Origin of the sequence: Streptomyces glomeratus, assembly GCF_021462825.1 — a bacterium.
GTDB lineage: Bacteria > Actinomycetota > Actinomycetes > Streptomycetales > Streptomycetaceae > Streptomyces > Streptomyces glomeratus.
The window spans coordinates 1-11760 of the sequence record NZ_JAKEEB010000043.1; the positions used below are offsets into that span (position 1 = coordinate 1).

The following is an 11760-nucleotide window of genomic DNA, read 5'->3' on the forward strand; positions in this document are numbered from 1 at the left end:
GGGGCGGGGGCCCCGGGCGGCGGGGGGCCCCCCCCCCCCCCCCCCCCCGCGGGGGCCCCCCGCCCCCCCCCCCCCGGGGGGGCCGCCCCCCCCCCCCCCCGCCCCCCCCCACTTCCCGGGGCTCGGGTTAATCTTGCCGCCGTACCGGACACGGGGTGCCCCGCTCGGGGCTGAGATCACACCCGTCGAACCTGAACCAGTTCGTACTGGCGGAGGGATGTCTTTCATGCCTTTGGCGCATGTTCCCGGCGGGCTGCCCGCCGACAGTCGGCGAGCCGTCTTCGACGGGCGGATGCCCACCGCACCCGGCGACCTCCGTATCGAGGGGCACGGCATCGAGCCGGTTCCGGAGACCCATCGCTACGGAGGCGCGGGCCGCCTGTTCACCGTGTGGTTCGCGCCCAATCTGACCATGACCGGTGTGTTCACCGGGACCATCGGTATCGCGCTCGGGCTCGACTTCACCACCGCGCTCGCCGCGGTCGTCCTCGGCACGGTGCTCGGCGCGGTGCCGACCGCGTATCTGAGCACGTGGGGCAGCCGCACCGGTGCCGGTCAGCTGCCGCTCGCCCGGCTGGCGTTCGGGCGGGCGGTGGCCCTGCCCGGTGTGCTCCAGTGGCTGTCGTCGGTCGCCTGGGACGCGCTGATCGGGCTCTTCGGCGGGGACGCGCTGGCCCGGCTGTGCGACTGGCCCTTCTGGGTGGGTGTCCTGGTGATGATGCTGGCGCAGGGAGCCCTGGGCGTTCTCGGATACGAGGCGATCCACCGCCTCCAGATCGTGATGACCTTCGTCCTCGCGGCCGCCTTCGCGCTGATCGCCCTGCGGATGTCCGGCAGCGTCCACCCGGCCGCCACCGGCAGTGCGCACGGCGCCGACCGGGCGGGCGCGTTCGTGCTGACCAGCACCATCGCGCTCAGCCTGGCCCTGTCCTGGGCGCCGTACGCCAGCGACTTCAGCCGCTATCTGCCGCGTGCCACCTCCCGCTCCCGGATGTTCTGGTGCACGCTGCTCGGGCTGGTGGTGTCCTTCGTGGCCGTGCAGGTCCTCGGGCTGTGGGGCGCGTCCGCGCTCACCGACCAGACGGCGGCGGGGGTCGAGGCACTGCTGGGCGGGGGCGCGGCGGGGGCCTTCGGGCTGCTCGCCGTGGCGCTGGCGGCACTGTGCAGCAACGCGATGAACGACTACAGCGGTTCCCTGGCGCTTCAGACCGTGGGCGTGCGCGTGCCGCGTCCGGCGGCGGCCGCGCTCGCCGTGGTGCTCGGCTTCCCGCTGGTGCTGTGGATGCACGCGGCCGACACGACCGCGCGTTTCCAGAACGTCCTGCTGTTCGTGAGCTACTGGATCCCCGGGTTCGTGGCGATCGTGATCACCGACTGGCTCGCCCGCCGCGGCACCGGCATCGATCTCGCCGCCGAGACGGCCCGGCCGCGACCGGCGTGGCCCCCGCTGCTGGCGTTCGCCGTGGCGTTCGCGGCGGCGGTGCCCTTCATGGACACCGGCCTGTACGTGGGTCCGGTCGCCCGCGCGCTGCACGGCGCCGACGTCTCGTACTACGTGGCGTTCCTGGTGGCGCTCGCGGTGTACGCGCCGCTGCGCGCCCGAGAGAGCCGAGAAGCCCGGAGGGCCCGGCCGTCCCGAGAGGAGGGTCGCGCATGACCGCGCCGCCCCGTGTGCTGACGATCGCCGGATCCGACTCCGGCGGCGGTGCCGGTATCCAGGCCGACCTGAAGACCATGCTGGCGCTCGGCGCCCACGGGATGAGCGTGGTCACCGCGGTCACGGCCCAGAACTCCGTGGGGGTGCAGGGTGCCTGGGAGCTGCCCGTGGAGGCGGTTCGCGCCCAGTACCGCAGCGTCGTCGACGACATCGGCGTCCAGGCGGTCAAGACGGGGATGCTCGCCTCGCCCGCGCTGGTCACGACGGTGGCCGAACTGCTCGCGGACATGGCCGCCCCGGTCGTGGTGGACCCGGTGAGCGTCTCCAAGCACGGGGACCGGCTGCTCGCCGACGACGCGCTGGACGCCGTGCGCACCCGGCTGCTGCCGCTCGCCACGGTCACCACACCCAACCTGGACGAGGTCGCTGAGCTGACCGGTCTGGAGGTGACCGACGAGCCGGGCATGCGCCGCGCGGCCGCGCGCCTGCTCTCGTACGGGCCCCGGTGGGTCCTCGTGAAGGGCGGGCATCTGCCCGGGGCTGCCGTGGACCTGCTGACGGACGGCCGCGAGGAGCACTGGCTGCGCGCCGAGCGCCACGACAACCGGCACACCCACGGCACGGGCTGCACCCTCGCCTCGGCCGTCGCGGTCGGGCTCGCGCAGGGCCTCGCGGTGCCCGAGGCGGTACGACGGGCCAAGGAGTACGTCACGGCGGCCATCGCGGCGGGCTTTGCGCTGGGCGCCGGCATCGGGCCGGTGGACCACGGCTGGCGGCTGCGGGAGGCGGGAGCGTAGACGGCGCCTCTTCCGCCGTGACCTCGCCGCCGGTGCCACCGCCGGGGACTTCGGCGCACCGCAGCCGCTGCCGTTCGCGCTGGTGAGCGTCGGCTGCACACTCGCCGGGTTCGTGGTCGCTTCCACGGCCGGCAGCGACCCGGCCTGGCCGGCGCTGGGCGGGGCACCGGTCCTCGCCGGCCGTGCGCTCGTCCGGCGCCGGGCCACCCGCTCACGGTGGGACGGGCCGCGGCGCCGTCCTTTCCGGCCCTCGTCCTGAAGCCGGGCATCGTGGTGCGGGCCGTCGTCGGCAACGGGCTCGCGGACGCCCTCGGCCGGCTCGTCCCGGACGGGACGGGGCTGCCCGCCCGGCTGCGGATCGCGGCCCCGGCGGCCCTGCCGGCCAACCTGATCGACAACCTGCCGGCGGTGCCGGTCCGGCAGCCGCCGACCGCGCCGCCCGGGCCCTGCGCGGTGCTCGCCGTCCTGCTCGGCGTGGACACCCGCCCCGATCTCACCTATGCGGGATCGCCGGCCAGGCTGCTGTGGCGGCGCATCGTCCACCAGCACAGCCACGGCGTCGACCTCAGGGAGCTCACCCTGCTCGGAGCCATCGCGGTACCGGCCGCGCCGGCGCCGGGCGAGACCCGGCGCAGATCGCTCTGCTCGCGGTGAGCAACCGGCATCCCGCCGTCCGTACTTGACCGGTACAGCGGTACGAGCCGTACCGAGCGACATCCGCCGCACCCGCCGGGCACGCGGGCACGCGGCGGATCCGGACCCGAGGAGCACAGCATGCAGGCGACCGCGCAGATCGGCGTCACCGGACTCGCGGTGATGGGCCGCAACCTGGCCCGGAACTTCGCCCGGCACGGGTACACCGTCGCCGTGCACAACCGCACCCCGACCAGAACCAAGGCGCTGGTGGAGGAGTTCGGGCACGAGGGTGCCTTCGTGGCCGCCGAGACGGCCGAGGAGTTCGTGGCGGCGCTGGAGCGTCCCCGCCGCCTCATGATCATGGTGCAGGCGGGAGCGGCCACCGACGCGGTGATCGAGGAGTTCGTCCCGCTGCTGGAGCCCGGCGACATGATCATCGACGGGGGCAACGCACACTTCGCGGACACCCGGCGTCGTGAGCGGTCGCTGCGCGAGCGCGGCATCCACTTCGTCGGCGCGGGCGTCTCCGGAGGCGAGGAGGGTGCCCTTCACGGGCCGAGCATCATGCCCGGCGGTTCACCGGAGTCGTATGCCGCGCTCGGTCCGATGTTCGAGAAGATCAGTGCGAAGGTCGACGGCGAGCCCTGTACGACGCACGTCGGCACGGACGGCGCGGGGCACTTCGTGAAGATGGTGCACAACGGTATCGAGTACGCCGACATGCAGCTGATCGGCGAGGCGTACGACCTGCTGCGCCAGGTGGCCGGGCTCTCCCCCGCCGCGATCGCCGAGATCTTCCGCGAGTGGAACAAGGGCCGCCTCGACTCCTATCTGATCGAGATCACGGCCGAGGTGCTGTCCCATGTGGACGCGGCCAGCGGCAGGCCGTTCGTGGACGTCGTCGCCGATGCGGCGGGGCAGAAGGGCACCGGGCGCTGGACCGTGCAGACCGCGCTGGAGCTGGGCTCGCCCGTGACCGCCATCGCCCAGGCCACCTTCGCCCGCGCCGCCTCCGGCCAGGCGGCGCTGCGCGGCGCGTACCGCGGGCTGCCCGGCGGCACCCGGTGGGACCTCACCCCGTACGAGGCCGAGCGGTTCACCGCGCAGGTGGAGCAGGCCCTGTACGCGTCCAAGTTGATCGCCTACGACCAGGGCTGGAAGATGATCCTGGACGCCGCCGAAGAGTTCGGCTGGACCATCGACCTCGGGGCGGTCGCCAGGATCTGGCGCGGGGGCTGCATCATCCGGGCCGCCTTCCTGGACCGCATCCGCGCCGCCTACGCGGTGGACCCGGGCCTGGTCAGCCTGCTGTCCGACGCCGGATTCGCGGCGGAGATCAGGGACGCGCAGGTGCCGTGGCGCGAGGTGATCGCCACCGCGGCCCGCCGGGGCGTGCCGGTGCCCGCTTTCTCGGCCGCGCTGTCGTACTACGACTCCCTGCGCGCCGAGCGCCTGCCGGCCGCGCTCACCCAGGGCCAGCGGGACTACTTCGGCGCCCACACTTACCGGCGCGTCGACCGCGAGGGCAGCTTCCACACGCTGTGGGGCACGGCCGACCGTGCCGAGATGGAGGCCTGAGCGGGACGGCTGACGGCTGACGGTCCGGGCTCACGCGGCAGGAGCCCGGACCGGGCGGGCCCGGCGACGCCGTACGCGGTCGGTCACGGCCGGGGGTGCCGTCGCGGTGCCGCCTCGCCGTGGCGTCGTGGCGCCGTCTGCTCGTGCCGCGATGCCCGCCGCGTCGCCGGTTCGGTGCCGACATGCCGTGCAGCCGGGCCGCGCTTAGGCTGACCAGGGCCGGCAACGGCCTGCCGGTCGGCCGACGGGCCGCCGCCGGCATGCCGTCGCCGGGGCGGTGCCGGCCGATCGTCCGGACCGATCGACCGGACCGGTCGTCCGGCCGTCCGGACCCTCGCATCGATCCGAGACGTCAGGAGCCATCGTGGTCGACAGCCCGCTGATTCTGGTGACCGGGGCGGCCGGGAGTGTGGGATCGGTGGGACGCCGGGTGGTCGACGACCTTCGACGACGGGGGCACGCGGTGCGCGCGCTCGTACACCGGGAGGACGAGCGCGCCGACGCGCTCCGCGAAATGGGTGCGGAGGTGACGGTGGGAGACCTGGCGCGCCCGGCGGACGTGGTGCGGGCGCTGGACGGCTGTCACCGCATGTATTTCGGCATGGGCGTGTCGTCGCAGTACCTGGAGGCGGCTCTCGTCAACGCCGCCGCGGCGCGCGCCCGGGGCCGTCTGGAGGTGTTCGTCAACATGTCGCAGATGACGGTCTCCCAGATGGACCTCACCAGCACCGCCGAATCGACGCAGCAACGCGAGCACTGGCTCACCGAGCAGGTGCTGGACTGGTCCGGTCTTCCCGTCACCCAGGTGCGGCCAACGGTCTTCATGGAGAATCCCTTGTTCCGGATCTTCTGCTTCGCCTCGATGGCACGGGACGGGACGATCCGGCTTCCTTTCGGGCAGGGCCGCACCTCTCCGGTGGCGGCCGAGGACGTCGCGCATGTCGTCGCCGCCGTTCTCGCCGATCCCGCCCCTCACATCGGCCGCGTCTACGAGCTGACCGGTCCGGTCTCGCAGGACATGCGGGCCATGGCGGAGGAGTTCTCCTCCGCGCTGGGCCGTCCCGTGACCTACGTCGACCCGCCCTTCGACGAGTTCGAGGACGAGCTGCGCCGGCAGGGCCTTCCGGACCATGCCGTCGAGCACCTGACCACGATGGCGCGGCTGCACGCGCAGAACCGCTATGACCGCGCGACCCAGGACGTGGAGAAGGTCACCGGGCGGCCCGCGTGGGGCGTACGGGAGTTCGTCGAGCACAACCCGGAGCTGTTCCGGTCCGCCGACGCGTCATGAGCCGCCGCTGCGGGTCCGAGTACCCGGAGTACCCGGTGTCCGCCGACCTCAGCGACGTGCCCCTCTTCGAGCATGAGGCCGAGTCATGAACACAGACTTCGATGTGGTGGTCCTCGGTGCGGGGCCGGGTGGATATGTGGCAGCCATTCGATGCGCCCAGCTGGGTCTCCGGACCGCCGTCGTCGAAGGGCGGTTCTGGGGCGGAATCTGCCTGAACATCGGCTGCATCCCGGCGAAGGCTCTCCTGCGCAACGCGGAAGTGGCACACCTTGTGCTGCATGAGGCGGACACCTTCGGCGTGCGGTTCGACGGTGCCGTGAGTCTCGACTACCGGGCGGCGTACCTCAGGAGCCGCAAGGTGGCCGACGGGCGCGCGAAAGGCGTCAACTATCTGATGCGCAAGAACGGCATCGCGCAGTTCGAGGGACAGGGATCGTTCGTCGATCCCCACACCCTGAACGTCCGGATGCCCACCGGGGAGACCACCCTCACCTTCGCCCACTGCATCATCGCCACCGGCTCCACCGTGAAGCTGCTGCCGGGGACCCGCCTGGGCAGACGCATCGTGACCTACGAGGAGCAGATCCTCTCCGACCACGTGCCCGGGAGCATCGTCATCGCCGGAGCGGGCGCCATCGGAGTGGAGTTCGCCCACCTGCTGCGGGCCTACGGCGTCGACGTCACGCTGGTCGAGTTCTTCGACCGGATCGCCCCCCTGGAGGACGAGGAGGTCTCCGCGGAACTGGCCCGGCAGTTCCGTCGGCAGGGGATCACGGTGATGACGTCCACCCGCGTGGAGTCGATGCAGGAGTCGGCCGACGGAGTGCGTGTCGTCGTCTCGCAGGGCGGCCAGGAGAAGGTTTTGGAAGCGGACACGGTGCTCCAGGCCCTGGGGTTCCAGCCGCGCACCACCGGGTACGGGCTCGGGCAGGCGGGCGTCCGGCTCACCGACCGTGGTGCCATCGACATCGACGGCCGGTGCCGTACCAGCCGGCCGCACATCTTCGCCATCGGGGATGTCACGGCGAAACTGATGCTCGCCCATGCCGCCGAGGCGATGGGAGTCATCGCCGCGGAGACCATCGCCGGTGAAGAGACGATGGAGCTCGACTACCGCATGATTCCCCGGGCCACGTTCTGCCGGCCCCAGATCGCGAGTTTCGGCTGGACCGAACGGGAGGCGAGGGACGCGGGGTTCGATGTCCGCGTCGCGAAGTTCCCCTTCACCGCGAACGCGAAGGCGCACGGCTTCGGCGACACGGCCGGCTTCGTGAAGCTCATCAGCGACACCCGCCACGGCGAACTTCTGGGCGCGCACCTGATCGGCCCGGACGTCACCGAGCTTCTTCCGGAGCTGACCCTGGCGCAGAAGTGGGATCTGACGGTGACCGAGCTGGTGAGGAACGTGCACGCGCACCCCACTCTGAGCGAGGCGGTCCAGGACGCCCTGCACGGCCTGGCCGGGCACATGATCAACCTGTGAGCGAAGCGGCCACACGCCTCGGGCGCACGGCGGTGCGCCGGGGGCCTGCGCGAGGCCGCCGAACGGTCCCCTGCCGTCGGGGCGACCTGAGACTCCCTCCGGTCGAGCGCTGATGTCGCGTCATATGTGCGGCACGGGGCAGCGTTTGCTCAGCTCCACGGTTCGGCCGGTGCGGCGCGCCGGTCGTGCGGGACGTGCCGTTCCGTGGGGGCGTCTTCGCAGGGATGCAATGTGCGCGTTACCTACCCCGAGTCGTCATGTGCTTAGGGTGTGAATGTGGCGGGAGGGTTCGAGTCGTTTCGCGGGCCGGCGATGGCGGAGCCGCCCACGTCCGGGGGCGGATCCGTGCCGGGCATCGGCGTCCCGTCCCGGCTGAGTGCGCTGCGCTCGACGGCGGCGCGGATCGGCACCACGCTCGACGAGGACACCACGTGCGCGGAGCTGGTGCGCGAGGTCGCCGGGCAGGTCGGTGGTGCGGCCGCCGTGCTGCGCGGCGGGCGTGAGTTCCGCTCGCGGTACGAGGCCGTCGCCGGGAACCCGGCCGTGCTGCCCGACCCCTGGTCGACGGCGGCTGCGGCGCAGGAGGCGGCGGGCCCGCGAGAGAGCGCAGTCCCTTTCCCGGTGGCGGGGTACCCCGGGCTTGCGCTCTGCGTGCCGCTGGCCGCGAACGGTCACTCCTACGGCGTGCTGGTGAGCGCCCGGCAGGGGACACCGTTCACCCACGAGGAGACGGAGGTCCTGACGTTCCTCGCCGAACATGCCGCTTCCCACATCCGGCACGCCCGGGAGCATGACGCGGTGAGCGGCATCGTCGGAAAGCTCCAGCGTGCTCTGCTGTCGGCTCCCGGCCGGCCGCACCCCAATCTGGATGTGGCCGTCCGCTACCTCCCCGTCGGGCAGAGCGCGCTGATCGGCGGGGACTGGTGCGAGACCGTCCGGCTGCACTTCGGCCGTACGATGCTCGTGGTCGGCGACGTGATGGGCCACGGTCTGGAGGCCGCCGTCGACATGACCGCCTACCGCTCGTCCCTGCGCTACAAACAGGTCGACCCCAATCGCAGCCAGGTGACGATCACAAGCGCGGGCCATCTGCCCCCGGTCGTGATCGACGAACAGGGCCGCGCCTCCCTGTTACCCATACCGGTCGGCCCGCCTCTGGGCACCGGCCTGGGCGGCTACGAGCCCGCCACCTACCGGCTGGATCCGTCCCAGACGCTGGTCCTCTTCACCGACGGGCTCGTCGAGCGCCGCGGTGAGGACATCGAGCAGTCACTGCGCCGGCTCGCCGGGGTCGGCTTCGAGGCCGCCTCGGGGGTCGAGGACGTCCTGGACACGGTGCTCGCCCGCCTCGACGCCCGGCACGCGGAGGACGACGTCGCGGTACTGGCCGCCCGGCTGCACCACCGGTCCGCGCAGGCACACGACACGCGGACCTGAACCGTCGACCCGGCGTCGGCCTCGGATCCGGAAGGGTCCGGACTTTGCGCCCGCCAACGCGACAGGGGCCCTCCGAAGAGAGCCCCTGACCCGTGGAAACTTCCGACACTCACTGTCGGGACGACAGGATTTGAACCTGCGACCCCTTGACCCCCAGTCAAGTGCGCTACCAAGCTGCGCCACGTCCCGTTGCCCGCCTGACCTGGGGTTTCCCCCGGCCGAACGTGCACAGAAACAATACCGCACTCGGGACGGTGGTCGCGCACCCGTTTATGCGCCGTTCACCCTTGTCGTCGCTCTCCTGCCTCGCTCTCCTGTCGTCACCCTCCGGCCGCAAGGCCGAGCTCCGGGTGGTGGTCGAGGAGCCGGGGCGGGGCCGCCTGGCGCCAGGAGTCGGCGAGGATGTCCCGCAGTTCGGCCTCGTCCTCCAGGGCGGCGAGGCGCACCCGGATCCAGGCGAACTGCGCCTCGTGCCCGGCGACCCAGAACTTCCCGGGCTCGGCGAGCACCAGCTCGTCCCGCTCCTCTTTGGGACAGCGCACCGCCATGGACGTCTCGTCCTCGGGCAGCGTGACGAACATCTTCCCCGCGACCCGGAACGTGGGCATGCTCCAGGCGGTCTTCTCGGCCGTCTCGGGCAGGGACAGGGCGATACGGCGTACGTCTTCGGCGTCCGGCATGCCCCGCACCGTAGCCAATGGCACTGACAGTCGGCTCGCGCTCAGGGGGCGGAGACTCCGACCCGTTTGTAGAAGAGCGTGGTCGGGCACAGCGCTCCGGCCGGTGTCGTCGCGTAGTCCGGTATCTCTCCCGCGCGGGTCCAGCCCGCGGAGCGGTACAGGGACTCGGCCGGGCTGCCGGTCTCCGTGTCCAGGTGGAGCAGGGTGATCCCGACCTCGGCAGCGGCCCGCTCCGCCGTGGCCAGCAGTCGGCGTCCCAGGCCGCGGCCGCGGGCGTTGCGGTGCACCATGAGTTTGACCAGTTCGGCGCGGTGGCGGCTGTTCGCCTTGTCCGGGAAGGCGAGACTCACGGTGCCCGCGACCCGGCCCCCCGCCGACGCCGCCCATACGGCGAGACTCCCCGTGTCGACCGCGGCCGCCCGCTGCCGCCACCAGGCCAGGGCCTCGGCCCGGCCGAGCGGGGCGAGGAATCCGACGGAGGCGCCGTCGTCGACGGTGTCGGCCAGCAGGTCGGCCAGTTCCTCGGCACGGGCGAGCACGTCGGAGCCACCGAGCCGGACGATCACGGTCATGGGAGCACCACCACGAGCGCGTAGCGCACATCGCCGGGGCCCGGGCAGCGGAACCGCGTCGGGCCCCAGACCCGCAGCCGCAGGCAGTCACCGGCGGCGAGCCGGTGCTCGACGTCCTGGGCGGTCACCTCCAGCGTCCCGTCGAGGACCCAGATGTGCTGTTCGAGCCCGGGCACGGGCGGCCGGTCGTAGGCGATGTCGGCGCCCGCGGCGAGCCGTCCCTCGACGAGTTCGCCGCGCAGCCCGGGGTGCGGAGGAGACACGGACCGCCGTACGAAGCCGGAGGCCGCGTCCTGCCAGACGGCCTGACCGGCGGCGCGCACCACCTGGGCCGGCTCCGCCTCCACCTCGCTCAGCAGCCGGGACATGGTGCGGCCGTAGACGCCGCAGAGCCGGTTGAGCATCGAGGCGGTGGGGCTGATCTCGGCGCGTTCGGCCCGGGAGAGGGTGGAGCGGCTGACTCCGCTGCGGTCCGCCAGCTCGCCCAGTGACCAGCCCCGCTCCGCCCGCAGTTCGGCGAGGCGTACGGCCAGCCGGGCGTCGACATCGGCGGAGCCCATGACGTCGCTTTCCATGCGGGGAGCCTATCGCGGCCGTCACCATATCTGAGACGCATTCCCGAATGTGGGATGAAGAGGAGTGGTGCCGGGCTCGGCGGTCCGGCCGTCAGTCGACCGCCGCGGCGGCGGTCCGGCCGTCAGTCGACCGCCGCGGCCTCCGTGAGCGCATCCAGTACCGGGCGTATCAGCGGGTGCGCCTCCGCTCCCCGGCGCACGGCCGCGAAGACCCGGCGGGTGGGCGCTACGCCGTCGACCGGGCGGACGACCACACCGCCGAGGTCCATCCCGCGCAGGGCGGAGCGGGGCACGAGGGCCACCCCGGCGCCGGCCGAGGCGAGCGCCACGACCGCGCGGAAGTCGTCCGAGGAGTGCTCGAGGCGGGGCTGGAACCCGGCGTGCTCGCAGGCCAGGACGACGACGTCGTGACACGGGTTGCCCGGGTAGGGGCCGATCCACGGGTCCTTGGCCAGGTCGGCCAGCGGGACCTCCGGTGCGTCGGCGAGGCGGTGGGTGACCGGCACGACCGCGTCGAAGGGCTCGGCGTAGAGCGGGATGGGCGTGAGCCGGGGGTCGTCCGCGTCCGGTGCGCCCCGGTACTCCACGGCGACCGCGACGTCGACCTGCCGGTCCAGGACCATCGGCAGGCTCGCGTCGCCCTCGGCGTCCTGGACCCGGACCCGGATGCCGGGCGCGGTGCGCGTGAGCCGGGCCAGCGCGGGGGCCACCACCAGGCCGATGCCGGTGGCGAAGGAGGCCAGTGTCACCGTGCCCGCCGATCCCGCGCCGTAGGCGGCCAGCTCGGCCTCGGCACGCTCCAGCTGGGCGAGAACGGCGTTCGTGTGGCCGAGCAGGATCTCACCGGCCGGGGTCAGCCTCACACCCTTGGCGCTCCGCTCGACCAGCCGGTGGCCGGTCTCCTGTTCCAGCGCGGCGAGCTGCTGGGACACAGCGGAGGGGGTGAGATAGAGCGCGGCGGCAGCAGCCGTGACGGTGCGGTGGTCGGCCACCGCACGGAGGATGTGCAGCCGCCGCGCTTCGATCATGCAAACGATTATCGCAAGACGCGCGG

At 72.7% G+C, this 11760-nt stretch carries 10 protein-coding genes, 1 tRNA gene, 1 pseudogene and 1 riboswitch; of the genes and pseudogenes, 7 read left to right on the forward strand and 5 right to left on the reverse strand.

Annotated elements, in window-relative coordinates:
* Nucleotides 1-141: 141 nt before the first annotated feature.
* A riboswitch (TPP riboswitch) is annotated at nt 142-235 on the forward strand.
* The 7 genes and pseudogenes from LZ604_RS31540 (at nt 227) to LZ604_RS31570 (ending at nt 8879) form a co-directional block, all read left to right on the forward strand.
* Nucleotides 227-1657 (forward strand): purine-cytosine permease family protein, encoded by a 1431-nt coding sequence (locus LZ604_RS31540; protein ID WP_234519356.1) that lies wholly within the window; start codon nt 227-229, stop codon nt 1655-1657. (Overlaps the previous riboswitch by 9 nt.)
* Nucleotides 1654-2454 (forward strand): bifunctional hydroxymethylpyrimidine kinase/phosphomethylpyrimidine kinase, encoded by an 801-nt coding sequence (gene thiD / locus LZ604_RS31545; protein ID WP_234519358.1) that lies wholly within the window; start codon nt 1654-1656, stop codon nt 2452-2454. The genes LZ604_RS31540 and thiD overlap by 4 nt, the downstream gene beginning before the upstream one ends.
* A 1-nt stretch (nt 2455) precedes the next feature.
* A pseudogene (locus LZ604_RS31550) lies at nt 2456-3108 on the forward strand (transporter permease); the annotation flags it as partial.
* A gap of 120 nt (nt 3109-3228) precedes the next feature.
* Nucleotides 3229-4668, forward strand: a complete 1440-nt coding sequence (gene gnd, locus LZ604_RS31555) for an NADP-dependent phosphogluconate dehydrogenase (RefSeq protein WP_234519360.1) — start codon at nt 3229-3231, stop codon at nt 4666-4668.
* 364 nt (nt 4669-5032) lie between these two features.
* Nucleotides 5033-5959: an NmrA family NAD(P)-binding protein gene (locus tag LZ604_RS31560; RefSeq protein ID WP_234519362.1), complete on the forward strand. Its 927-nt coding sequence runs from the start codon at nt 5033-5035 to the stop codon at nt 5957-5959.
* 85 nt (nt 5960-6044) lie between these two features.
* The gene (gene lpdA, locus LZ604_RS31565) at nt 6045-7442 is read left to right on the forward strand and encodes a dihydrolipoyl dehydrogenase (protein WP_234519364.1); all 1398 of its coding nucleotides are present in this window, start codon (nt 6045-6047) and stop codon (nt 7440-7442) included.
* A gap of 276 nt (nt 7443-7718) precedes the next feature.
* Nucleotides 7719-8879, forward strand: a complete 1161-nt coding sequence (locus LZ604_RS31570) for a PP2C family protein-serine/threonine phosphatase (protein ID WP_234519365.1) — start codon at nt 7719-7721, stop codon at nt 8877-8879.
* A gap of 115 nt (nt 8880-8994) precedes the next feature.
* Here LZ604_RS31570 and LZ604_RS31575 read toward each other — a convergent pair.
* The 5 genes from LZ604_RS31575 to LZ604_RS31595 all read right to left on the reverse strand — a co-directional run bounded on the left by LZ604_RS31575 (nt 8995) and on the right by LZ604_RS31595 (nt 11734).
* Nucleotides 8995-9068 (reverse strand) — tRNA-Pro (locus LZ604_RS31575).
* A 131-nt stretch (nt 9069-9199) separates the two neighbouring features.
* Nucleotides 9200-9559, reverse strand: a complete 360-nt coding sequence (locus LZ604_RS31580; protein ID WP_234519366.1) for an MmcQ/YjbR family DNA-binding protein — start codon at nt 9557-9559, stop codon at nt 9200-9202.
* A gap of 41 nt (nt 9560-9600) precedes the next feature.
* Nucleotides 9601-10131, reverse strand: a complete 531-nt coding sequence (locus tag LZ604_RS31585; protein WP_234519367.1) for a GNAT family N-acetyltransferase — start codon at nt 10129-10131, stop codon at nt 9601-9603.
* The gene (locus LZ604_RS31590) at nt 10128-10706 is read right to left on the reverse strand and encodes a helix-turn-helix domain-containing protein (RefSeq protein WP_234519368.1); all 579 of its coding nucleotides are present in this window, start codon (nt 10704-10706) and stop codon (nt 10128-10130) included. Before LZ604_RS31590 ends, LZ604_RS31585 begins: the two co-directional genes overlap by 4 nt.
* 122 nt (nt 10707-10828) lie before the next feature.
* A complete protein-coding gene (locus LZ604_RS31595) occupies nt 10829-11734 on the reverse strand; it encodes a LysR family transcriptional regulator (RefSeq protein WP_234519369.1) in 906 nt (301 codons plus the stop codon).
* Between the last annotated feature and the right edge of the window lie 26 nt (nt 11735-11760).